This window comes from Chitinophaga sp. CCNWYY40, assembly GCF_037483205.1.
In the GTDB taxonomy this organism is placed as follows: domain Bacteria; phylum Bacteroidota; class Bacteroidia; order Chitinophagales; family Chitinophagaceae; genus Chitinophaga; species Chitinophaga ginsengisegetis.
This window is the reverse complement of the sequence record NZ_JBBHLF010000003.1, coordinates 545,601-570,877: the sequence shown is the minus strand read 5'-3', so window position 1 is coordinate 570,877 and position 25,277 is coordinate 545,601. Positions and strand designations below refer to the sequence as shown.

The 25,277-nt window shown below is 48.8% G+C and carries 17 protein-coding genes; 8 read left to right on the top strand and 9 right to left on the bottom strand.

Annotated elements, in window-relative coordinates; genetic code table 11:
- Positions 1-29: 29 nt before the first annotated feature.
- Positions 30-734, bottom strand: coding sequence for a porin family protein (locus tag V7S65_RS12740; protein ID WP_336386865.1), 705 nt, complete (start codon positions 732-734; stop codon positions 30-32).
- Between the two features lie 345 nt (positions 735-1,079).
- On the opposite strand from V7S65_RS12740, the gene V7S65_RS12735 reads away from it, so the two are divergent.
- The 3 genes from V7S65_RS12735 (at position 1,080) to V7S65_RS12725 (ending at position 5,549) form a co-directional block, all read left to right on the top strand.
- Positions 1,080-2,264: a glycoside hydrolase family 130 protein gene (locus tag V7S65_RS12735; RefSeq protein WP_336386866.1), complete on the top strand. Its 1,185-nt coding sequence runs from the start codon at positions 1,080-1,082 to the stop codon at positions 2,262-2,264.
- Between the two features lie 15 nt (positions 2,265-2,279).
- A complete protein-coding gene (locus V7S65_RS12730) occupies positions 2,280-3,377 on the top strand; it encodes a glycoside hydrolase family 26 protein (protein ID WP_336386867.1) in 1,098 nt (365 codons plus the stop codon).
- A 96-nt stretch (positions 3,378-3,473) separates the two neighbouring features.
- Entirely contained in the window at positions 3,474-5,549 is a 2,076-nt protein-coding gene (locus V7S65_RS12725) for a hypothetical protein (protein WP_336386868.1), read from the top strand.
- Here V7S65_RS12725 and V7S65_RS12720 read toward each other — a convergent pair.
- From V7S65_RS12720 to nirB, 6 genes are all read right to left on the bottom strand, one after another.
- Positions 5,524-6,981: a rubredoxin gene (locus V7S65_RS12720; RefSeq protein WP_336386869.1), complete on the bottom strand. Its 1,458-nt coding sequence runs from the start codon at positions 6,979-6,981 to the stop codon at positions 5,524-5,526. The two genes, V7S65_RS12725 and V7S65_RS12720, sit on opposite strands and share 26 nt — an antisense overlap.
- Before the next feature lie 2 nt (positions 6,982-6,983).
- Positions 6,984-10,481, bottom strand: a complete 3,498-nt coding sequence (locus V7S65_RS12715; protein WP_336386870.1) for a molybdopterin-dependent oxidoreductase — start codon at positions 10,479-10,481, stop codon at positions 6,984-6,986.
- Positions 10,482-10,501: 20 nt separating this feature from the next.
- Positions 10,502-11,791 (bottom strand): MFS transporter, encoded by a 1,290-nt coding sequence (locus V7S65_RS12710; protein ID WP_336386871.1) that lies wholly within the window; start codon positions 11,789-11,791, stop codon positions 10,502-10,504.
- 18 nt (positions 11,792-11,809) lie between these two features.
- Complete coding sequence (locus V7S65_RS12705) at positions 11,810-13,132, bottom strand: alginate export family protein (RefSeq protein WP_079470980.1); 1,323 nt, start codon at positions 13,130-13,132, stop codon at positions 11,810-11,812.
- A gap of 85 nt (positions 13,133-13,217) precedes the next feature.
- Positions 13,218-13,595 carry a nitrite reductase small subunit NirD gene (nirD, locus tag V7S65_RS12700; protein WP_079470234.1) on the bottom strand — a complete coding sequence of 126 codons (378 nt, stop codon included), beginning with the start codon at positions 13,593-13,595 and terminating at the stop codon, positions 13,218-13,220.
- 25 nt (positions 13,596-13,620) lie between these two features.
- Positions 13,621-16,119, bottom strand: a complete 2,499-nt coding sequence (gene nirB / locus V7S65_RS12695; RefSeq protein WP_111577590.1) for a nitrite reductase large subunit NirB — start codon at positions 16,117-16,119, stop codon at positions 13,621-13,623.
- Between the two features lie 185 nt (positions 16,120-16,304).
- Here nirB and cobA point away from each other — a divergent pair, with 185 nt between their 5' ends.
- Entirely contained in the window at positions 16,305-17,090 is a 786-nt protein-coding gene (gene cobA, locus V7S65_RS12690) for a uroporphyrinogen-III C-methyltransferase (RefSeq protein ID WP_336386872.1), read from the top strand.
- Positions 17,077-17,769: a Crp/Fnr family transcriptional regulator gene (locus V7S65_RS12685; protein WP_079470231.1), complete on the top strand. Its 693-nt coding sequence runs from the start codon at positions 17,077-17,079 to the stop codon at positions 17,767-17,769. Before cobA ends, V7S65_RS12685 begins: the two co-directional genes overlap by 14 nt.
- A gap of 66 nt (positions 17,770-17,835) precedes the next feature.
- Here V7S65_RS12685 and V7S65_RS12680 read toward each other — a convergent pair whose 3' ends face one another.
- On the bottom strand, positions 17,836-18,510 hold the full coding sequence (locus V7S65_RS12680) for a Crp/Fnr family transcriptional regulator (RefSeq protein WP_079470230.1): 675 nt from the start codon (positions 18,508-18,510) through the stop codon (positions 17,836-17,838).
- Positions 18,511-18,656: 146 nt separating this feature from the next.
- Between V7S65_RS12680 and V7S65_RS12675 the strand changes: the two genes are divergently transcribed.
- Together V7S65_RS12675 and V7S65_RS12670 are read left to right on the top strand one after the other, a co-directional pair.
- Entirely contained in the window at positions 18,657-20,420 is a 1,764-nt protein-coding gene (locus V7S65_RS12675) for a chloride channel protein (protein WP_336386873.1), read from the top strand.
- Between the two features lie 118 nt (positions 20,421-20,538).
- The gene (locus V7S65_RS12670) at positions 20,539-21,549 is read left to right on the top strand and encodes an MBL fold metallo-hydrolase (protein ID WP_336386874.1); all 1,011 of its coding nucleotides are present in this window, start codon (positions 20,539-20,541) and stop codon (positions 21,547-21,549) included.
- Positions 21,550-21,552: 3 nt separating this feature from the next.
- On the opposite strand, the gene V7S65_RS12665 is transcribed toward V7S65_RS12670, so the two are convergent.
- Positions 21,553-22,389 (bottom strand): class I SAM-dependent methyltransferase, encoded by an 837-nt coding sequence (locus tag V7S65_RS12665; RefSeq protein ID WP_336386875.1) that lies wholly within the window; start codon positions 22,387-22,389, stop codon positions 21,553-21,555.
- Between the two features lie 156 nt (positions 22,390-22,545).
- On the opposite strand from V7S65_RS12665, the gene acnA reads away from it, so the two are divergent.
- Entirely contained in the window at positions 22,546-25,272 is a 2,727-nt protein-coding gene (gene acnA / locus V7S65_RS12660) for an aconitate hydratase AcnA (protein ID WP_336386876.1), read from the top strand.
- Positions 25,273-25,277 lie beyond the last annotated feature (5 nt).

Sequence of the window (25,277 nt, the reverse complement as noted above, 5' to 3'; positions counted from 1 at the left end):
TATGATTTTTATCTTCATTGATAATGGGCTCACAACCTATACCCAACCGTAACAGATAAATTCCTGTTTTTATAATCCCGTTTGGAATAAGTATCAGCCTCTTTAATCTCCCCGATATTTATCAGGCCCGGCTCATAATTAACTCCCAGTGCAAATCTTTTATACTCAACCCCAACACCGGAACTTAATCCGAAATCCGTTTTTGCTAAACCAGTTCGTGTTTCACCGAATGTATCTGTTGAAGTTTTTTCATAATTGGTTTCTCCGGATGAATGAACTGTTTTGTTCCTGGTTATTTCTTTTCCGCCGATACCATAAGCAATATAAGCACCTGCCTGTATAAAAATCCTGGTGCTGGAAGTGAGAGAAAACTTGTATCCGATAAGGAGAGGCAGTTGAAGATAAGTTTGGTTGGTTATTATTTTCCTGTAAGTAATCGGGGCATTGCTACCTCCAACCCACCTTTCGGCATCCTCATGTATGGTTCCTTTGGTGGTAAGCGAAACACCGGATCGTATATAAACAGCATCAGACAGGTTATAGTCGGCATTAAATCCTACCTGGAATCCCGGTTTACTCTTCTTTTCTCCAATAATATAGTTTACCGTTTCGTGGGCGTTGGACAAATTAAATCCGCCGTTTAGCCCAAAGGTGAAGCACTTGTGTTGCGCAACCAGCTGAAGAGCCGGTAACAGTATTACACAGGTTGAAATGAGTAATTTTCTGACGTTCATGCTACAGTATAAATTTATCTTCATCAGGAAATAGGGTTTAAGTCTGATGCCCTAAATGTAGTAAATATTAAAAGTTCTTTTTGAGAGAAAGAAGATCATCTTATCAAGGATATTTCTTTCTCAAAGTATACTTATCATCATCATTTGATTGAAATAGTATAACATTTAGAAAAGAAAGTGTCATTAAAGTATTTGATACGTCCGTACTTTTAATGTCACGATCACACTTGTACGAACGTTATGAATAAAAATACATTTACAGGCAATAACAGCGCTGCATCATTTTAACTTATATCAGCAGGATTTAATGCAGGCATAAAATGCCGATTAAAAAGTACCGGTTTTATGGCATATACAATGAAAAACACAAGCATGCAGGTGGAACAGTTGCAGGAACAATACGAACAACTGGTACAACGCGGCAATGAACCTGCAGGTACCTACAACGGCATCTATAGCCGGTATAAGTATCCCGTACTAACGGCGGCGCATATACCTTATTTCTGGAAATTTGATCTGAACCCGGCCACCAATCCACACCTGCAGGAACGTATAGGCGTGAACGCGGTATTCAATGCAGGAGCCATCCGCCTGAATGGTAAGTTTTACCTCGTGGCCAGGGTGGAAGGCAACGACCGTAAATCTTTTTTTGCCGTAGCCGAAAGTCCGAACGGTACCGATCACTTCCGCTTCTGGGATTACCCCATCGCGCTGCCACAGGTGGCCGACAAGGAAACCAATGTGTATGATATGCGTTTAACACAGCATGAAGATGGATGGATCTATGGCCTGTTTTGCGTGGAACGCCGGGATCCCGCGGCAGCGCCGGGCGATCAGTCGGCGGCAGTAGCGCAATGCGGTATTGTCCGCACCAGGGATCTCCGCTCCTGGGAACGCCTGCCGGATCTCAAAACGCCTTCGCCCCAGCAGCGCAACGTAGTGCTGCATCCGGAACTGGTAAACGGCAAATATGCTTTCTATACCCGTCCGCAGGATGGCTTTATTGAAGCCGGAAACGGCGGGGGCATTGGCTTCGGACTGGCAGATGATATCACCCGCGCCGTTATCCACGAAGAACAGTTGCTGGATAAAAAAGTTTATCACACGGTATACGAAGCAAAAAATGGCCTGGGACCGGCGCCCATAAAAACAAAAAAAGGCTGGCTGCATTTAGCGCATGGTGTGCGTAACACCGCTGCGGGACTGCGCTACACGCTCTATGTATTTATCACTTCGCTGGAAGATCCAACCCTTGTTATACATAAGCCTGCCGGCTATTTCATGGCGCCGGAAGGAGAGGAGCGCGTGGGAGATGTATCCAATGTATTATTTTCCAACGGCTGGGTAACGGACGAAGAAGGAAATATCTTTGTATATTATGCCTCGTCAGATACCCGTATGCACGTTGCCGTTACCACAGTGGATAAGATGCTGGACTATGCCATCAACACACCGGCAGACGGATTTACTTCCGATAGCACCGTACAACGTATATGCGAGCAGGTGAGTAAGAACCAGACATTCCTGTAACGCTAAATGAACCACATGAAATTATTAACCATTATCACCGCTGTATTGCTGGGCGCCATACCCACGCTCGCACAACAACAGCCCATTGATAAAAAGGCTACGCCGGAAACCAGGCAGCTGCTGCATAACATGGCGGCGCTGCTGGACAAAGGCGTCATCCTCGGTCACCAGGACGACCTGGCCTATGGCATGCAATGGGCCTATAAACCAGGTGAATCTGATGTGAAACGGCTAACCGGACAATACCCCGGCGTTTTTGGATGGGAACTGGGCCGCCTGGAAAAAGACAGCACCCATAACCTGGATGGTGTTCCGTTCGACTCTATAGTGGTATATATGAAATGGGTATACGAAAACGGTGGCATCAATACTTTCAGCTGGCATTTCGACGATCCCGTAACAAAGGCCACGGCCTGGAGCACTAATCCGAACACGGTAAAAAGTATTATCCCCGGAGGCGCGCATCATGCCGCTTACAAAGCTTACCTGGATAAACTGGCTGTTTATCTTCATAAAATAAAAAATGATAAGGGAGAAGGAATCCCTTTATTGTTCCGTCCGTTCCATGAGCATACCGGTAACTGGTTCTGGTGGGGCAAATCCTCGTGTACACCGGAGGAATTTAAAGCCATCTGGCAGTTCACCGTTACCTACCTGCGTGATATAAAACAATTGCATAACCTGCTGTATGCATACTCTGCCGCAGATTTTGCGACAGAAAAAGAATACCTGGAACGCTATCCCGGTGATGCATACGTGGATGTGCTGGGCTTTGATGCTTACTGCAATAAAGATGTAGCCCATTTTGTAAAAGATCTTAACAACCGGTTAAGTATCCTGCAGCAAATTGCTGCCGCGCACCACAAAGTACCCGCCCTTACCGAAGTAGGCAACATCAATACGCCACAGGCCGAGTGGTGGACAAAAACATTTGGACCCGTACTGGAAAAATATAAGATGTCTTATGCGCTCTTCTGGCGCAACGGGCCAAAGGAAGGCGCTTTCATACCTTACGAAGGCCAGGTAAGCGCAGCAGATTTTATTAAGTTCGCCACACAACCACCGGTTATTTTACTAAACCGGTTACAAACAGCTGCTGTTTATAAAAAATAGTAAGTTGTTATCAGGACAATTATATATTTTGTAGGGGAGAGATGATTACCGGGGAGGTAATAATTTCTCCCTTTTCTGTATTTAAATATCCACGTTATGCCCTTCTTTAAATATATTGTCAGCTGTTGTTTTCTTTATCTGCCAGTAGCGGCGCAGGTGCCGGTAAACCTGCATGGATACAAGCCCTCCGGCGATGTAAAGGTAAGCGTGGCCAATCAGCAACTCACTGCTGTGTGGAATGCCGGTACTAATCAACAGGCCCGGATTGTACTGGATATGGAGCAGCGAAGCCCGCTCATCCATAGTCTCAGCTGGAACAACGGTAAAAAGGAATGGCAACAGGTGGCGTCCGGTCTGCAGCCCGTATTTTTTCTTACCACCGGAAAACGCGACCTGGTATCACAAAACGGCTGGAATATCTTCTTTGATAAAACGGCAAAATTACCGCGTACCACTTACCCGGTACAATTGCAGAAAGACAGTATCGCTGTTATTACAGATGGCTCCCGTACTGTTATTCGTGTGGCCGGCGCCACCGGAGGCCCTTTCAGCGGCGCGGTGGAAATAACCCTGTATAATGGCAGCGGACTGATGAACATAGCCGCCGTGATGACTACCCAAAAGGATTCTACCGCTATACTATATGACGCCGGACTAACGGCTACGGATATACCCTGGCAACAGATTCACTGGGCCGATCCCAAAGGTGTGATGAAGTCTGTGCCGGCAGTAGCAGGTACCAAAAGCACCAATGTAGCCGTGAAATACCGCACCATCATCGGTGAAAGTAAAACCGGTAGCCTGGCATTATTTCCTGCGCCGCACCAGTTCTTTTATCCGTTGGATAATTGTTTCAACCAGTCATTTACCTGGTACGGGAATAGTTATAATAAAACTGCACCCGGCTATGGTATTGGTATCCGGCAGGAACCGGAAGGAGATAAAAGATGGGTACCCTGGTTTAATGCTCCTCCCGGAACTGCACAGCGCCTTCATTTCTTTTGTTTACTCAGCAATACCACTGCCGGCCAAACGTTGCAGTATGTACGCCGCTATACCCACAGTGATGTATATACGCCGCTCCCCGGATATTATACCATGAGCAGTCACTTTCACCAGGAGCATACTGCTGATGTATTGAACAAGCTGCCGATGCCGGAACTTCCTGCATTCATAAAAGCCTTTCGTGAAACGGGTGTGAACATCGTTCACCTTGGCGAGTTCCACGGCCCCGGTCATCCACGCGGTCCGGAAAGTGAACGCTTCCTTGAACAGCAAACACTGTTTAAAGAGTGTGAACGATTATCCACCAAGCAGTTTTTACTGCTCCCCGGTGAAGAACCCAATAACTTCTTCGGCGGGCACTGGATGAACTTCTTCCCTAAACCGGTTTATTGGGTGATGGATCGTAAGCCCTCACAGCCTTTTGTAACCAATGATCCCACCTATGGAAAAGTATACCGCGTAAGCAATAAAGAGGAAATGCTGCAGCTCCTGCAAGCAGAAAAAGGCATGGCCTGGACAGCCCATGCACGTACCAAAGGATCTACCGGGTTTCCGGATAAATATAAAGAGGAGGCATTTTTCACGGCTCCACAATTTATGGGAGCGGCCTGGAAAGCTTTACCCGCCGATCTTTCACAGCCTTATCTTGGTAAGCGGGCGCTGGACTTGCTGGATGATATGGCCAACTGGGGCTTACACAAAACAATGATTGCAGAAGCAGACCTGTTTCGCATTACGCCGGAAGATGAATTGTACGGACATCTCAACGTAAACTATCTTCAGCTGGATCACCTGCCCGCTTTTAAAGATGGCTGGCAACCTGTGCTGGATGCCATGCAGCAGGGAAAGTTTTTTGTAACCACAGGAGAAATACTATTGCCCGCTTTTACCGTGAATGGAAAATCTTCTGGTAATACGATCGCCGCCGCACGGAAGGGAATTGTGAAAGTATCTGCCAGCTGGACTTTCCCGCTTAACTATGCGGTAATCATCTCCGGCGATGGAAAGGATGTTTACCGGGAAAAAATTCCCCTGCACCAAACGCAGTCATTCGGATCAAACACGTTTACATTTAATACCAACCTGGAAAACCGTAAATGGGTACGGTTTGAATTGTGGGATGTAGCCGCCAATGGCGCATTTACACAGTGTGTGTGGATAAAGTAGCTTCATTAATCGCTTTAAATTCATCTAACGGCGACGAACATACGGAGCAGCAATAATCTTCCGGTAAATCACTGAATAAAGTGCCAGCAGGTACCTGCTGTTCCGGATCTCCGGCGGCATCGTCATATACCGTTAAGCACACCTGGCATTGATGAACTGTCCGTTCAACAGCAGCAACAGGCGCCAGCGATTGTTGTTCCGTTACATAGTGCTGTAATACATCCGCCTCACTTTCCCGCTCGTAAAAAGTTCTGCACAACGCTACAATGTAAGGCCCCAGGTGCTCTTTGGAAACGCCTTCCCGGTATAACAGCAGCTGTGCGGAATTGGCGTTATAACCCGCCGTATACAGAATGTCGTAACGCTGCATATACTTCAGCTTGCTGCCATGTTTGTTTTCTTGCTTGCGGATTACCACCGTTCCAAAAAGGCTTGCCGGCCGGTTAATCCTCACACTGAAACACAAACCATAAGTACGCACATCAGCCGTATCAAAATAGCGGATGATGTGCCGCTTTAAAACAAGCCCGTCTTCACAGTTATCTTCTACCTGCCAGTTTAATTCATTCGCCGCATGACGCACATTGATGCCATATTTTCCCAACACATAATCCCAGAGCTTACGGTGAGCCGGCTCAATATTTTTAATGATCAGCGACTTCCACGGCGTGGCATATAATTGCCCGATGCGGGTTTCCAGGCAAATGGTACATACTTCTTTCAAAAAAGCAATCGGAAAATCTTCATCTCTCCGGTAAATACCTAACCAATAGCTATTGTCGTGCTTATTAAAACCTTCGTAGTAGGGCAAATGAAAAGCAGGAAGATCCGGCTCCTTTTCTTTCGCGCGACCAATGTAACTTGCTACCTGTTTTACCTGCTGGTACACTTCCTCCGGCGTATCACCTTCATTGATGCTTTGCTCCAATTGCTTGCTCATAGCAGCAATATTATTGGTATAGATCAGCTCCGGCCACGCATACAGCTGCTGGCTTCCCGGCATGCGGATATACAGGTACCAGTAATGTAAACTGGAAGAAGAGATCCAGTTGATATGCCCGGTAAACAACGGCACAAATGTTTGCTGACTGTCACAGATATTGATCTTCAGCGTAGGCGTATAGTCGAACCCGTTAAATACATCTTTATAAATTCCTTCACTCAGCCAGCTGTCGTGGATAAAGATACCAGCCGCAGGGTAGGAGCTCATAATATTGGGCTGCTCCGCTATAGGCAGTTGTTTCTCCGCGCAGTTCTTTTTAAAGGCGGCTAAATTTTTATCCGGTATATCTACCAGCAGTTGTTGCCGTAAGCCAAAACGTACATGCGTAGCCTGCGCTGCTGCCGCTGTTTCCAACAGCTCCAGCAGGTATCCCGGTGAAATAATACCACCGGTGAAATTAACGGGTAATGTATGCGTATGTTTAGCCATAATTATACAAGTGCTGCCACGGTTTTTTGAATTGATTTTTCCAGCAAAGCCTTTACCTCGGATTTGCAGCTACCACAGCCCAAACCAGCACCGGAAGCCTGGCAAAGCTGTTGCAGGTTGTCGCAACCTCCTGCTATCTTCTCCATGATATTACCTTCGCCTACATTGCCACAGGAACATACCAGCCTGCCAATTACCGGCGTTCCCTTTTTGCCGGAACGTAACAGTTCCAGCCGCTTATCCGACAACTCAATTTTTTGCTGGATAAGATCCCTGAATTCGATGAACTCCGATTTGTCGCCGATCAGGATGGCGCCCACCAGCCGGTCCTGGTGAATGATACATTTCTTATAATAACGTTTCGCTTTGTCAATAAACACTACTTCTTCATAAGCCGGATCTTTCGGTGTTTCCACCATGCCAAGCGAACAAAGATCCGTGCCATGCATCTTCAGGATGTTCATAAACAGGGAGCCCTGGTAGTAATTGCTGATGTCGCCATTGAGATAACGGGCCACTACTTCTGCCTGTTGTTCCGCAGCGGCAGTGATGCCGTATAACGTACCATTGAAAGCCGCAATTTCGCCAATAGCGTAGATGTCCGGATCACTGGTCTGGAGATATTCATTCACCACCACGCCCCGGTTGCACTCCAGTTGCGCCGCCTGCGCCAGCTCTATGTTGGGAACCGTGCCAATAGACATGACCACTGCCTGGCAGGGAATGTACAGGCCGCTTTTCAGCTGGATGCCTTCCAGCTGATCCTGCCCGGAGAAACGGTTGATTTCATCATTGTAATAAATGTCAATACCGCGGTCGGTAAGCTCTTCGTAAAGCAGCTGTCCGCCCAGCGTATCCAGTTGGCGGTCCATTAACCGGGAAGTACGTTGTATAACGCCAACGTCTATATTAATTTCTTTGAGAGATGCTGCCAGCTCTATTCCCAATAATCCACCACCTGCTATCATTACTTTCCCCTTGGATGGATCTATATGCTGCTTGAAGGCATCTGCATCCATCCGGGTACGCATCGTGAAAATGCCCGGTATGGGTGGAATATCCCGCAACGTGGCCGCCCGGCTGCCGGTAGCCATCAGCAGGATATCATACGTATGTACGTTCCCGTTACTATCGGTGAGTAACTTGTTGTTACGGTCGATATGCGTAATGCTTACGCCGCGGTGTAAGGTAATATTGTAGGACTTTTCTTCTGCACGGGTCATCTTCACCAGCTGCTTCCATTGCTGGGTGCCGCTGATGTAATCCGGTAGCATCACACGGTTATAAAATGGCAGGTCTTCTTTACTGAACACCACTATTTCATCGGAAGTGTTTAGTTCGCGGTACGACTTTACAAATCCGCAGGCTCCGGCCCCGGCGCCTATTATCACAATTTTCTGTACCGGTTTCCGGTAGCGCGCTACCTGTACCGCTGCATATTTAAAGTCCGGCTGTTTGGAAAGAGGATCAAGCAACGGGCTGGTCAGGTTATTGGCGCGGTGAAGATCGTTGTGCAATATTTTTCCCCAATGCATGGGCAGGAAAACAACGCCTTTTTTGATAGTAGTACTAAGCTGCGCTTTTACCCGTACTGTTCCGCGTCCGTTGGTAACGGTAACAATATCGTCTGCCGAAATGCCGCGCTGCCGTGCATCTTCGGGATGTATTTCAAGAAAGGAGGAAGAAATATGCTGCTTCAGCTTACTCACCTTACCTGTTTTGCTCATGGTATGCCACTGGTCGCGTATGCGGCCGGTGGTGAGTATCAGCGGCAACTCATTGCTGAGTGGCTCGGATCTGTTGTCATCGTCGAAACTATGGATTACCGCCCTTTCGTCAGGGGTATAAAACCGGTGGTCGCGGAACAGGCGCGGCGTGCCGTTGCCCGATTGGTAGGGCCACTGCACGCTGCGCTGTGCCTTGATAATATCATAGTTCAGTTCACTCACATCAATGTTGGTACCGGCAGTAAGCCGGCAATGTTCATCGTATATCTCAGATACATTCGTATAGTCGAATCCGTGATACCCCATTTTTTGCGCAAAGCGGCAAATGATTTCGGCATCGGGTAACGCCTCGCCAGGTGCATCAGTCACTTTGGTGAGATAGCTGATGCGTCGTTCTGCGTTGGTCATGGTGCCCTCTTTTTCCGTCCATGCAGCAGCGGGTAATACCACATCTGCATAACGCAATGTTTCGGGCTTACTGGAAATTTCCTGCACTACTACATACTTTGCCTTTTGCAGTGCAGCTTCGGCAAAGCGGGCGTCGGGCAGGCTCACCAACGGATTGGTGCACATGATCCAGATAGCTTTCAGCTGTCCATCGTTTAATGCGGTGAACATTTCTGTGGCAGTAAGCCCCGGCTTGTCGGAAAGCTCGGTGCCTCCCCAGAAAGCCTGTACCTCTTTGCGGTGCGCAGGATTGTTCAGCACGCGGTGCGCCGGGAGGAGATTGGATAAACCGCCAACTTCGCGGCCACCCATTGCATTGGGCTGGCCTGTTAAAGAGAAGGGGCCGCTGCCGGGTTTGCCGATATGGCCGGTGATCAGGTGAAGGTTAATAAGGCTAAGATTTTTATGCACGCCCACGGAGCTTTGGTTTAAACCCATTGTCCAGAGCGTCATGAACCCGGTAGCGTTGCCAATGTAATCGGCGGCCTTGTGGATATCTTCCGCAGCAATACCGCAAATGGCCGCCGCTTCTTCTATGGTGCGTTCCATCACGGTATCCTTGTACTTATCAAAACCATTGGTATGCGCTTCCACAAAGGAACTATCGGTATGCCCGGCGGTGATCAGCGCGCGGCCTATGGCGTGGTGTAATACAATATCAGTACCGGGGTTTACCTGCAAATGCAGATCTGCCAGCGCGCAACTTTGTGTTACCCGCGGGTCACTCACAATAATCTTCATAGCCGGGTTGGCTGCTTTCGCTGCTTCTATCCTGCGCCATAAAATAGGATGGCACCACGCCGGATTGGCGCCTGCCACAAAGATGCAGTCGGCCTGCTCTATATCATCGTAGGTGCCGGGCACTGCATCTTCTCCCAAAGCCATTTTATAAGCCACTACCGCACTGCTCATACACAGCCGGGAGTTGGTATCTATATTATTGCTGCCAATAAATCCTTTGATCAGCTTATTCACTACATAGTATTCCTCCGTCAGGCATTGCCCGGATGCGTAGAAGGCTACAGCATCCGGACCATGTTTTTTTATGATGGCTGCAAATACAGCAGCGGTCCTTTCCAATGCCTGATCCCATGTAACCCTTTGCCGTGGAAGGTTACGGTGGTACCGCATTTCAGGATACAGCAACCTGTCTGATGTATCCATCACTGTATAGTGCAGGTTCATACCTTTGGAACAAAGCATACCCTTATTAACCGGGTGTGTTTTGTCACCTTCTACATGCAGCTTGCCCTGCCGGTCTTTATGTACCACTATTCCACAGCCTACGCCGCAGTAACAACAGGTGGTTTTGAATGATGCTTGCATGCTAAAGGTTTTACAATGATTTATGATACCGCTACCGGTGTTCTTACCGGTGCTTCCTCAGCAGCAGGCTGCCGGGTAAAGCGTGTCAGCATTACAATACAGGAGATGGCAATAACTACATAGCCAATATACGTGAACGCCTGTACGTAACTGATACTGTCTGATTTAAACAGGAAGCCGAACATCATTCCACCGAGGTTACCCCCTGCGCCAACAATGCCGCCTACAAGCCCTGCATTTTTTTCGTTGATAAAAGGTACAATGCCATAAGTGGCGCCATTGGCCATTTTCAGGAACAGCGCAAAGCCCAGCATAGCTATGATAGCTACTACCAGCGATCCTGCCTGTGCAAATAATAACAACCCGATTCCTTCCGCCAGCAGCATCAGGGCCAATAACCATCCTTTACCTCTCATGCCAAACCTGGCGCCTGCCTTATCTGAAATAATGCCTCCCAGTGCCCGCGCAAACAGGTTCATAAAACCAAAGATGCCGGCCCAGAACCCTGCACTGCCTTGCGAAAGTTGAAATGTATCTACAAAATGTAAAGATGCTACGTTGTCAAAAGTGATCTCCATACCAAAGCACATACCGTATGCCAGCGTAAGCGCCCAGATGCGCCAGTCGCCCAGCACGGACCAATCCGTTTTATTATCTTTCTTATTATAACCAATCTCATCAAAATTTCCGTTAGGCGTATCTTTTGTATAACGGTAATACAGGTACGCTACACCGAGCATCATCAGTCCCGGCAGTATCATAGCATACCGCCACGCTTCAGGCTTGGTGTAACCAAAACCAACAATCGCGGCAAATATCACCGGCATCACCATGTTGGTAACGCCTCCGCCCAGGTTGCCCCAGCCGCCGGTAATTGCATTGGCGGTGCCTTTGATGGCAGGGGCAAACATAAGGGAGGTGTGAAACTGCGTAATAACAAAGGAACCGCCTATAACGCTGATGGCTAAACGGAACAGCATAAAGGAAGTATAGTCTTTTGATAACCCTACCAGGAATACCGGTATCGAACCCACCAGCAGGAGGCGGATCGCGGTTTTACGAGGTCCCCAGGTGTCGCAGAGCCGGCCAATGATCAGCCGCGCTATGATGGTGCCGGATACGGAAGCAATAATGATATTACCTACCTGCGATTTGGTTAACCCGAGATCCGCACGGATAGTAGGCATCAGCGGCGCCAGCCCAAACCAGCCGAAGAAACAAACGAAGAACATCAGCCACGTAATATGGAACGTGCGCATCTGTATGGTATCAAGACTGAATATTTTTAATTTTTCTAAAGGAGCAGCCATGTGTTGTGTTTTTACAGGTTATTTAATCAGAAATTCGGGCCGGATATTAACCGATATATATGCCCAGTTACTGTTTGCAGCAGCGTTCTTTACATTTTTAACAGTAGGGGAAGACAGGGTGGCAGTACTCCAGAAATGGCTGTAACCTGCTTCCAGTCCTATCATTTTGGTAAGGGTGTAATTCGCTGTTACATCTGCTTCTGTTCCAAACTGTTTCTTCATGCCCGTTACATCAGCTGCACTGAAAAACTCGTGTACATCGCCGGTCAATGCCCAACGTTGCCCCGGCTTTAGTTTCGTTTTTACGTAATAGTCCTGTAATCCTTTATTCCCAAATCCGCTGGCCACATAGAAGTAATCCATATTGCCCCAGAACTTATGCGGGGTGCCATACAGCGGATCAAAATCCGGACTGGTATAATCCGCGCCTGCGCCTGCGCTGAATGCTTTATTCACACTATAAAAGAAAGAACCTGAAAGTAAACTGCCGCTCACCGTTTGTCCGTTCCCGTTGGTACCAAACTGATGATACGCGGCAGCTGTATAAGTGAATCTGTTAAATGCCTGCGTGTAAAATAACCCCGTGGTCATACGGGTATTCACCGCTCCTTCGTATACTTTTACAGCCACATGTTCTACACTGTCGATGTGGTATTTTGAAAACTGATCTGTCAGGAAAAGAAAGGATAAATTGCCTTTGTTCAGCTTCCTGGATACATAGGCAAATTCCAGGCTTTTGTACATATTGCCGCCATTGGTGTTCGCGGTATAATTACCGGGAGGCGTGGCATTGTATACACTGCCGCTGGCATTTTCTTTATTCTGGTTAAAGGCGGCGCCCACATGCAGGGTCCACGCATTACTTTCGTATTTCAACACTGCTGCATCGTGCCGGCGGCCCTGTTGCAGCCAGTCGAGATTACCCAGTAAACGGCTGTCGTCATACACCAGTTCCTGGCGGCCGATCTTCAGAGAAAGACTTTTATTCTTCACCACGGTGTCTGTCAGCAATACTTCCGCCCACGCTTCATGCAGCATAAACCCGTTATTATCCGGGGTAGTGGTGCGGTTAATAGTAGAGCCGTCCTGTCCCCAAACACGTACATCCTGTACCGTTAGTCCCAGCTTGATCCGGTAGGCGCTGAAGCCGGCCATTAACCGGGTACGCTGAGAGGTGAAGAAAGCTGGTGCGGCGCCTTCGGGCTGCGGAGCGCCTTGTCCGTTACGTAGTTCGGTGCGGGTTCTGAGTTGCGCACCGAGTGAGAGTTGGGCATAGCCGTACTGCGATAACAGCAGTCCGGGAAGTATCAACGATACCTTGCCTGGAAACCATTTTTTCATGTAACTTTGGTTGATTTTGAATGAGCCAATCATTTCCGGATCAGAAGCCCGGTTAGCCTGCCAGCTACCGGGTTTCGTTTTTTTATTATACACCTGCCATCTCCATCTCAGCGGCTACACCTATATATACCATGTCGTCCACGATTTTTACAGGGTAGGTAGTGAGGGAACATTCGTGTTCGTCAGACAGGCAACGGCCATCTTTCAGGGAGAATGTTTTTTTATGAAAAGGACAGGCTACTTTAGGCTCATCTTGTACAGTGCCCGTCATACCGCGACTGAGCGCCATCTGCTGGCGGTGCGGGCAAAGGTTTTGGGTGGCATACCATTCATTTCTGCGGGCAAAATAGAACAGGGCTATCTGCTCCTCTTTATACTTTACGCAAACGCCGCCATTGGTAGGTACATCTGATGTTTTGCAGGCCAGGAACCAGCTGGTAGTAGTTGTGTGAGTAGTAGACATAGCAGTGTATTTTTGTGTAAAGAGATTATTTCCATTCAGCGGCTTTCTTCTGAGCCCGCATCGTTTCAAATTTTACAGTCGGATCTTTATCGGTTGGTGCATTTACAAAGTGGGAGAAACGCTTACGCAGTTCTGGATTTTCCACCACTTCGCGCCACTCGCATTTGTAGTTATCTACCAGGAGTTGCATTTCTGATTCGAGCTGGGTGGCAATACCAAGACTGTCATTCACCACCACATTGCGTAAATAGTCCATACCGCCATCCAGCTTATTGAGCCAGGTAGCTGTACGTGTCAGCGGATCGGCCGTTTTGATGTAAAACATCAGGAAGCGGTCGATGTATTGGATACAGGTTTCGCTGTCGATGTCTGATGCCAGCAGTTGTGCATGTTGTGGTTTGGATCCGCCGTTACCGCATACATACAGGTTCCAGCCTCTTTCGGTGGCGATGATGCCAAAGTCTTTCGACTGCGCCTCTGCACATTCCCGGATACAACCGGATACGGCCGATTTAATTTTATGCGGCGCCCGTAATCCGCGGTAGCGTTCTTCTATCCGGATGGCGAAGCTCACACTGTCGTGCAGCCCGAAGCGGCACCAGGTAGAGCCTACGCAGCTTTTTACTGTACGGAGTGCTTTACCATAAGCATGGCCACTTTCAAAACCTGCTGCAATCAATTCTTCCCAGATGTTAGGCAGATCACTGAGGTGTGCGCCAAACAAGTCGATACGCTGTCCGCCGGTGATTTTCGTATAGAGGTTATATTTAGTACCTATCTGCCCGATCACTACCAGTTTTTCCGGTGTAATTTCTCCACCGGGAATCCGGGGCACTACAGAGTAGGTACCACCTTTCTGGATATTGGCGAGGTAGCGGTCGTTGGAATCCTGCGCTGTATCGTTGCCCTTATCGAGGATCATATCATTCCACAAACTGGCCAGGATAGAGGCTACCACTGGTTTACATACTTCGCAGCCTTCCCCGCTGCCGTAATGGTCCAGTACTTCATCAAAGGAACGGAGTGATTTTACTTTGATGAGGTCCAGCATTTCCTGGCGGGAGTATTGGAAGTGTTCGCATACCACGTTGCGGATATATTTGCCCTGTGCCTTCATGGTGGCGGTGATCAGGTCTTTCACCATTGGTGTACAGCCACCACAGCAGGTACCGGCTTTGGTACATTTCTTTACTTCGTCCAGTGTTTCGTGGCCGTCGGTTACTGACTGGCAGATAGCGCCTTTGCTTACACTTTCACAGCTGCAGATAATGGCTTCATCCGGAAGGGCCGTAACGCCCGCGCCGGTATCGGCACTGCCGCTTCTGTTACCCAGCAGTAAATCTTCCGGGTTGGCCGGCAGGGCCAGTTTGTTTTTGGTGGTTTGCAGCAGCATGTTGTAGGCGGCTGCGTCACCTATTAATATACCCCCCAGCAGGAATTGGCCATCGTGGGTGATGTTGATTCTTTTATAAGTGCCTTTGAATTTATCTTCAAATACAATGCTGTGGCAGCTTTCCGGGGCAGGGAACGGGTCGCCGAAGCTGGCCACATCCACGCCGATGAGTTTTAATTTGGTGCTCATATCAAACCCGGTGAAGGCTTTGGCTTCACCGGCGATATGGGAGGCGGCCACTTCCGCCATTTCATAACCCGGGGCCACCAGGCCGTAGATCATGTTGTTGTAAAGTGCGCACTCACCGATGGAATATATAAAGGAGTCACTTGTCTGCATCTGTTCATTTACCACAATGCCACCACGTGGACCAACGGCGATACCGGCAGCACGCGCCAGCTCGTCGCGTGGTTTAATACCGGCAGACACTACCAGGATGTCTGTCTCCAGGATAGTATCGTCCGAAAACTGGAGCCCTGTTATTGCTTCATCTCCCAGTATCTCCCGGGTGTTTTTACCGGTAAGCACTTTCAGTCCCAGGCCGGCCAGCTTGTTTTGCAGGATGCCGGAGCCCTGTTCATCTATCTGGCGTGGCATGAGGCGGGAGGAAAACTCCACCACATGCGTATTATTAATACCGAGGTCCAGGAGGGCTTTGGCGGCTTCCAGTCCCAGTAATCCGCCGCCTATTACAGCGCCGCTGCGGGCTCCGGGGGCATAGGCCTTCATCATTTCCAGGTCTTCTATAGTACGGTAAATGAATACGCCTTTTTTATCCATGCCGGGTACCGGTGGTACAAATGCGGCAGAGCCGGTGGCCATCACCAGGTAATCGTAGGTTTCCACGATACCTTTATATGACTGTACGGTTTTATTGGTGCGGTCAATCTGTAATACCGGGTCGCCGAGGTGCAGGCGGATGCCTTGCTCTACGTACCAGTCGGCCGTAGCAAGCAGCAGGTCGTCGGCTGTTTTGCCGTCAAACCAGGAGGTGAGATGTACGCGATCATAAGCGGGACGGGGTTCTTCTCCAAATACAACCAGTTCAATCGGGGTGTCGGCAGATTTGGAAATGATCTTCTCACAAAATTTGTATCCCACCATACCGTTTCCTATAACTACTATTTTCATTCGATTATATTTAAGGATCAGAAATCTTGAATTATATTATGAATTAATTAATATAATAGTATTTTTTGCTTTGGAGATGATTTTTAAGGGAGGTGTATGATGTTAATTATAAAATTAAGCGTTTTTGTTTTAATTTTAGGCATGCATAGCTGTTAAATCTTCATATAATTTTAAATATAATATGTATGCAGGTGTCAAATCCATCTCTATCTTTAGTCGGAGCAGGACCCGGAGATCCTGAAATGATCACGCTGAAAGCGATTAATACCATCCGCCGGGCCAACGTCATATTATATGATGCATTGGTAAATGAATCCCTGCTCACTTATGCCTCGCCGGGGGCGATCATTAAGTTTGTAGGTAAAAGATATGGTTGCCATGCCCTGTCCCAGCAGGAAATAAACCACCTGATCGTGGAAATGGCGCTGGCCCACGGCCATGTGGTACGGCTCAAGGGGGGCGATCCCTTTGTATTTGGCAGGGCTGTGGAAGAAATTGAAGCCGCCAGGAAGCATGGAATCAAAGTGGCCATTGTACCAGGAATCTCCAGTGCAGTAGCAGTACCGGTATCTCAAATGATACCGCTTACCTGCAGGGGCACCGCGGAAAGCTTCTGGGTAACCACCGGCACCACCAAAAGCGGCGATATTTCAAAAGACATCGCGCTGGCGGCGCAATCCACTGCAACGGTAGTGATATTAATGGCCATGAGTAAACTGGAAGGTATCATGGATATCTTTCACGCACACGGCAAAGCAGCTACACCGGTAGCCATTATCCAGGACGGCACCACACCACAGCAAAAAATGGTGATCGGTACCGTAAAGGATATTGCCTTACGTGCGCAGGCCGCCGGAATGGGAAATCCTGCTGTTATAGTGGTAGGAGAGGTAGTAAAGCTGCAATCCCTGCTGGCAGATGAAACATTACAACAATTACAAAACAGCAATACGATACATGAAGAAAGATAAACAGGGTTGTGATGGTAAAACTTGCCTCCTTTGCCGGTTATCCCTGAAAGAATGGGCCCCGGCAACAGCATTGTACCGCAAAAATTTTACCCTGAACAAAGGAGAAACCCTGTTTAAAGAAGGTGATAAAGTAGAAGGGATCTACTTTATTTATGAAGGCCGTATGAAAGTGCATAAACACTGGGGCTCCGAAAAAGAACTCATTGTACGCTTTGCACAGAAAGGCGATATCGTTGGCCACCGCGGCATAGGCGGTACGGAACATTATTATCCCATATCAGCCACTGCATTGGAGCCGGTAAAAGTTTGTTTTATAGAGATGGACTTTTTCCAGGCGTCTCTTAAAATCAATCACGACCTGCTGTACGAACTCATGTTGTTTTATGCACAGGAACTGCAAACGTCCGAAAAGCAGATGCGTAACCTTGCGCATATGTCTGTTAAAGGCCGCATGGCCAATGCACTGATACAGCTCCAACAAAAGTTTGGTTTCAACAAAGACGGGTTTATTGACCTCGCACTTAGTAAACAAGACCTCGCCTCCTACATCGGCGCTACTTACGAAACCACTTTCCGGGTATTGAATGAATTGATAGAAGAACGGCTGGTCGCCGTTTCAGGGAAGAGTATCACTATTTTGAATGAAGATAAGTTAGCCCGGCTTACGGCAACCAGTTAGCCTGCCAGCGGGCGTTTCCGGATCAAGTCCACCTCAAAGGCGTGTATGCGCCGTGGTTACTTCCCTTCAACCTCCAACAATATACCTGCGTAGCTTCTTCTCGTTTAATATCGTTATCGCCCTGCCTTCTGCAGTAATCAGTTTCTCCGCGATAAACTCCTGCAAATTGCGGTAAATAGTTTCATAGGTGGTGCCTGCAAAAGCCGCAAGATCCTGGCGGCTGATGGTAAAATGAAGCGCCTTATGCAAGCGGCTGAGTTCCAGCAAAGCGTCTGCCAGTCTGCCTTTTACGTCCATATGCACCAGGTTGCGCATCTTCCGTTCTGCTTCCTGTAATTCGTCGGCGTAAAACTGCATCAGCTTCAATGCCAGGCTGGGATTTACTTTCAGCGATGCCTCAAAAAACGACAGCTCTGTATAACACACCGTGGTGTCTTCCAGCGCGGTGGCAGAAACAGTATACAACCGATCTCCGCTGCCCAACCCACGATGCCCGAGGATATCCCCTTTCTGTGCAAAGCGGACGATGAGTTCTTTTTCGGCCCCCCATTGCTTATGCACTTTCACTTTGCCATCATACAAAAAAAAGATCCCCTTTACCGGGCTGCCCTCCTGGAAAATTGTTTCATTCTTCTTATAAAAAAGATGCTGCCTGTGATCTGATACCGCCGCAATCCATTCAGGGATGCTGTACTGGCATAAAAAACAGGTGTTTAGATCGCAGGTTCCGGCTTTCTTCATGACTGCAATACTAATGTTTTTTCGCGTTTTTGGAAGAAAAAATAGGTTTTAATATGATTTGAATCATATTTTTGCATTGTTTTAAAGATGTAATTGTTACTTTATATAGTATGAATCACAAAAAAGAGCAGAAATTTGCCGGGAACATGTCACGGAGGGTATTTTACCTCAGTCTGCAGGCATGTATCAACGCCCTGGTTATTGGCGTAGTGGCAAAAGCACTGGTGTTGCTGATCAGTCTCATTACCAACCTGTCGTTTTACGGGAAATTTTCATTTGAAGAAGCAGGGCCGGCAGGAAACCGCCTGGGCATGCTGGTAATCATAGTACCCATCATAGGTAGCCTGATAGTAGGGGTGATGGCGCGTTTTGGCAGTAAAGCCATCCGCGGTCATGGTATCCCGGAGGCGATGGAAAACATCATCGGCAATGAAAGTAAGATCCCGCCGGTGATTACATTGCTGAAACCCTTGTCTGCTGCCATCTCTATCGGTACCGGCGGTCCCTTTGGTGCGGAAGGCCCCATCATCGCTACTGGTGGCGCCATTGGCTCCTTTACGGGGCAGGTGATCCATATTTCTTCGGCGGAAAGAAAAGTATTGCTGGCAGCAGGCGCCTGCGCCGGTATGGCCGCTATCTTCGGAAGCCCGCTGGCAGCTGTTTTGCTGGCTATTGAATTGCTGCTGTTTGAATTCTCTCCCCGTTCGGTGATCCCCGTGGCCATAGGCTGTATCGCCGGCGCCGGTATGCACATCCTGTTGTTCGACAGCACGCCGGTTTTTGCCATGCCTCTAATCCCTGCGGTAACGGATATCGCCCTGGTCACTTATGTGCTGATGGGCGCCATCATAGGCGTAGTGGCGGCTTACGTGTCGAAGTCCGTTTATTTTGTGGAAGACCTGTTTGAGAAATTACCCATTCACTGGATGTGGTGGCCGGCACTCGGCGCCATCGCAGTAGGTGTGACCGGCTACTTCGCCCCGCACACAATGGGTGTGGGCTATGATAACATTAAAACACTGTTAACCGGCAACGCGCCGCTGGCACTGCTGGTATCGCTTTGTGTGCTCAAATATCTTTCATGGGTAATTTCCCTGGGCAGCGGTACCTCCGGCGGAACGCTGGCGCCCTTGTTTACCATCGGTGGCGCCTTTGGAGCATTGCTGGGTGTGGCAGTGATGCATCTATTCCCCGGCAGCGGCATCAACATCGCTACAGCGGCGTTGATTGGTATGGCTGCCATGTTTGCCGGCGCCTCCCGCGCATTGCTCACGGCTATTGTATTCTCACTGGAAACAACCGGGCAAACACATGGGCTCCTGCCGCTGATAGCCGCCTGCACGGCCGCTTATTTTGTGTCGTTCTTCCTGATGAAAGGCAGTATCATGACAGAAAAGATCCGCCGCAGAGGCGTGGCCACCCCGGAAGAATATACCCCTGATATGATGCAGCTGATCAATGTGGCCGCCGTGGCCACCAACACCCCTGTAGCACTGGAGGAAGAGACCACCCAGGCGCAGGCACATCAGTTGCTGCAAACAGTTTTTTATCATTACCGGTACCTGCCGGTAACAGATAAGACCGGGCATTTCAAAGGATATATAAACCGGCAGCACCTGTCGGCCGGAAACAATACGCCTCTCCGGGACCTCCTGGAATCATCTGCGCCCTACCTGTACCCCGCCGATGATATCAATCTCGTTACAGAACTCTTCGATAGCTATCCGCCGGATATCCTGGCGGTACTTGATGCAGGGAAGAAATTAACAGGCATTGTCACTGCCGATGCGGTGCTGAGAACCTATGGCGAACGCCGCAAGGCTACCGCAAAGTATCATTCTGCTTTCTATGGCAATACCCGCCTGCTCCGGTTAATGGCACGGGGCAAACGCCTGCTGGCACGGCCTTAACATCCTGACATAACGGTTGAAATGCAGGTCCGCTCTTTTGTGCGGGCCTTTTTTTACGCCCCGTAAAATATTCTCCTGCGCTGCCCGTCTTCCTATAAAAGCGTCTTAACTTTAATACATGCAGCGGAAATTACCTTCCATAAAAGAAAGAATACAACAGTCTCAGAACTTCCGGAACGGAGCCTTTCAGAACCTCTCCGTTACGCCGGTGAAGCCGGAGGATGTTACTTATTTCACCATGCTCCGCGAAGTGCTGAAACGCCCGGCAGATGTACGGCCTCCCGGACCTATGCCAACAGTGCGCACGGATCTGAAAGCATTGTACTCGGAAAAGCCCGTAGTCACCTGGTTTGGCCACTCTTCTTATCTCATCCATGTAAAAGGATTTAATATACTGGTAGATCCCGTGTTTAGCGGCAGCGCATCGCCCATGTCATTTATGGTAAAGGCATTCCCCGGAGCTGATGCCTATACGCCAGCAGATATGCCTGAAATAGATCTGATGATCATCACCCACAATCACTATGATCATCTTGATAAAAAAACATTAGCACAGCTAAAGCCCCATACCAAAAGAATATATACCAGCTTAGGCGTTGGCTATGATCTGCAGCGCTGCGTGGCAACCGGCAACAATGTCACGGAAATGGACTGGTGGGAAACCCGTGAAATCGCAAAAGATATCACCCTAACGGCTACGCCTGCACGACATTTCTCCGGCCGTGGAATTAAAAGAGGCGGTAGCCTCTGGTCTTCTTTTGTACTGGAAATATTCGGGTATAAAATTTTTATCGGCGGAGACTCCGGGTACGATACGCATTTCAAAGCCATTGGTGATAAATTCGGTCCGTTCGACCTGGTAATACTGGAATGCGGACAATACAACGATTACTGGCCTTTCATCCATATGAACCCGGAAGAAACCGTGCAGGCGGCCATCGACCTGCAGGCACGCGCCCTGCTGCCGGTACATTGGGGCAAATTTGTACTGGCTATGCATGCATGGAATGACTCCCCGAAACGGGTGACTGCCGCCGGCGCGCAAAGGGGGCTGCTGGTTACCACTCCCCGCATAGGAGAGCCGGTAACCGTAGGCGCACATTATCCGCAGGAGCATTGGTGGGAATAGTTCCTAGATCCGGAAGCTCACCATTTCCACAATGCCTTCACCGGGCGCATGAAACAGATGATTGTCCCCGGTGAGCTTTTTCTCCGTTTCACACAGCGGCTCCACCGTATCCAGTATTCCATCCAGCTGGTATAATAAGCCTGCAATATCCGCCCGGTTATTGACATTTACCGGCCGGCCAATATAGTTTTCCAATACTTCCTTCACTGCTTTGTGATAAGACAGGAACCTGGCAGGTACTTCTTCTTCAGATAGAGAATAATCCAGCAACACGAGGTTATGTTGCTGTGGCGTTTTAAATAACTGCATCACCTGCACAAACGCATCGTTAGAGATATAATGAAGTACGCCCTCAAAAACAATGATCGCAGGAATCTCTTCCCGGTAGCCGTTTTCCAATAACTTACTCCATAACAACGCAGTATCCGTTATATCACATTTGATAAAACGGATCAGCGGATTACCCGGCATGATCTCTTCATAGAGTTGCTGCTTTTCTTCAATATATCCATTATCCACTTCTATAATCCTGCTGATCTGTTGCGGGTAATTTTCCAGGAGATATAAAGATAAAGGGTCCAGTCCGGCGCCCAGCATAATCACCTGTTGGCCCGGAAATGCCGGCATGCGCTCCCGCAACATCCGGCGGATGCTTTGTTTTCGCAGGCATATCATATCTGCAATAAACGGATATTGCTGTTTCAGTTCATCATAGAAACCGCTGGTTTCGCTAAAATCGATCGCTTCTATATACTGTTGCTGCAGTGGTGTGGTATACAATTGCATGGCTGCTTCCAGCACCAGGCGGGAAGTGGAGGGTACTTTTAATTTTTCGGTCATTTTGAGGTGCATTTATAATAAAGCTAATATAGGCCAATGCATGGCTACAGCAGGGTTATTTTAATATTAATGGTTCATAAACGCTTCACAATAAGGTATATTTAATAAACAAAATGGTAGCATCATTGTTTCACTAAAATGTCAACAACTCAGATTATGCAGCCACGTATCGCATCACTCAGCAAACTGGAACAGGACGGTAGAAAAATCTCCCGGTTGCCTTTCTCGATCAGGATCTTACTGGAAAATGTTCTGCGGAACCATGACAACTTCGCCATCACCGACGAACACCTGGAAACATTGGTAAACTGGGACCCCGCAGGAACGGACAAAGAAATACCTTTTAAGCCCGCGCGCGTACTGATGCAGGACTTTACCGGCGTAGCCGCCGTAGTGGATATTGCTTCCATCCGTGCAGAGGTGATCCGTAAAGGAAAAGACGGTGCAAAAATTAACCCGGCCATCCCGGTGGATCTTGTGGTAGATCACTCTGTGCAGGTCGATTTCTTTGGAACAGATTACTCTTATACAAAAAATGTGGCCTATGAATATGAACGTAATAAAGAACGTTACCAGCTGCTCAAATGGGCGCAACAGGCTTTCGATAATTTTACGGTAGTACCGCCAGGCATGGGGATCTGTCACCAGGTAAACCTGGAATACCTCGCCAAAGGCGTTATAAGCCGCGATGGCTGGCTGTTTCCCGATACATTGGTTGGCACCGACTCCCATACCCCCATGGTTAACGGTATCGGTGTATTGGGCTGGGGGGTAGGTGGTATTGAAGCGGAAGCAGCCATCTTAGGCCAGCCCATCTATTTCTCCTGTCCCCAGGTGATCGGGCTGCGTCTCACCGGCCGGCTCACAGAAGGCGTTACCGCCACCGATATGGTACTCGCCATCACGCAGCTGTTGCGTAAATATGGGGTGGTCGACAAATTTGTGGAAGTATTCGGCGCCGGACTGGACTTCCTCTCTGTACCCGACCGCGCCACGATCTCCAATATGTCGCCGGAATTTGGCTGCACTGTTACTTATTTCCCGATAGATACGCAAACATTGCAATACATGCATCGCACCAACCGCTCCAAAGAGGATATTGCGCAGGTGGAAAACTATTGCAAAGAAAATATGCTCTGGCGTCATGGCAGCGAGCAAATCACTTATACGGATATTATTGAACTGGACCTCGGACAAATACAATCCGCTGTAGCCGGGCCTAAGCGGCCACAGGACCGTATCCTGGTCCGCGACCTGCACAACGAGTTTGAAACCCTGCTCAGCAAGGAATTTAAACGCATGTATACGCCCGAAGGAAAACGCCGCGACACCGCCTGGTTATCGGAAGGAGGCTCCGGTACCGCCTTTACCTACGAAATACAAAAGCACGTAGAAGAAGTAGCGGTAGAACTGGACTATCTTAAATCCGTACGTATTAAACTGAAAAATGAAGAATATGTACTGAGCGACGGCGCCATTACCATCGCCGCTATCACCAGCTGCACCAATACTTCCAATCCAAGCGTGATGATAGGCGCAGGGCTGGTAGCGAAAAAAGCTATCAGTCGCGGGTTGTATGTAAAACCTTGGGTGAAAACCAGCCTGGCGCCAGGTTCAAGGGTGGTTACGGAATACCTGAAACGCTCCGGCTTACTCTCCGAACTGGAAGCGCTGCGTTTTCATATTGTTGGCTACGGCTGTACTTCGTGTATTGGTAACAGTGGTCCGCTGCCGCCGGCCATCGCGGAAGCGGTGGAGAAAGGAAACCTGGTGGTGGCATCTGTACTTTCCGGCAACCGTAACTTCGAGGCAAGGGTACATCCGCAGGTGAAGATGAACTTCCTCGCCTCGCCATTGCTGGTGGTAGCCTACGCCATTGCAGGCCGCATCGATGTGGATATGCTCACCGCCCCATTGGGCTACGATCCCAACGGCGAACCCGTATACCTCCGTGATATCTGGCCCACCCAGCAGGAAATCAACGACGCTGTAGCCGCCGCAGTAAAGCAGGAGGACTTTGAAAATATCTACAAGGTAATATTCGACGGTGACGAACAATGGCGCGGTTTACTGGCGCCCTCCGGGAAGGATTATCACTGGAGCAACGACTCTACCTATATCCGGGAAGCGCCTTTCTTTAACGGTTTGTCTGAATTCCCGCTTCCCGTGGAAGATGTAAAAGATGCACGCGTGCTGCTGAAACTGGGAGACTCTGTTACCACGGATCATATCTCTCCGGCAGGTTCATTCAAACCGGATACGCCGGCTGGTAAATACCTGCTGGACCGTGGCATTGATCCACGCCTGTTTAACTCCTATGGCTCCCGCAGGGGAAACCATGAAGTAATGATCCGCGGCACCTTTGCCAATGTGCGTATTAAAAATGAGCTGTCGCCCAAAGAAGGAGGTTTTACCACCATCATTCCATCCGGAACAGTATTGCCCATTTATGATGCGGCGCAGCAATATGCCGCTAAAAAAGTACCGCTGATTATACTGGCCGGAAAGGAATATGGCAGCGGTTCTTCGCGCGACTGGGCTGCAAAGGGCACCAATCTTCTTGGTGTAAAAGCAGTGATTGCAGAAAGCTACGAACGTATTCACCGCAGCAACCTCGTAGGTATGGGCGTACTTCCACTCGAATACCTGGAAGGAGAAAATGCAAACACCTTAAAACTTACCGGAACTGAATTGTACACCATCAGCGACATATCTGCTGGTCTCGTTCCAAATAAAATACTAACGGTAACGGCTATCCCGGCAGAAGGGGCGCCCATTGTTTTCAAAGTAAAATCCAAGCTGAACTCCCTGATAGAAATAGAGTATTATCGTCATGGTGGTATTTTGCAGTATGTGCTGCGGGCGTTTCTTGAAAAAGCATAGGATCG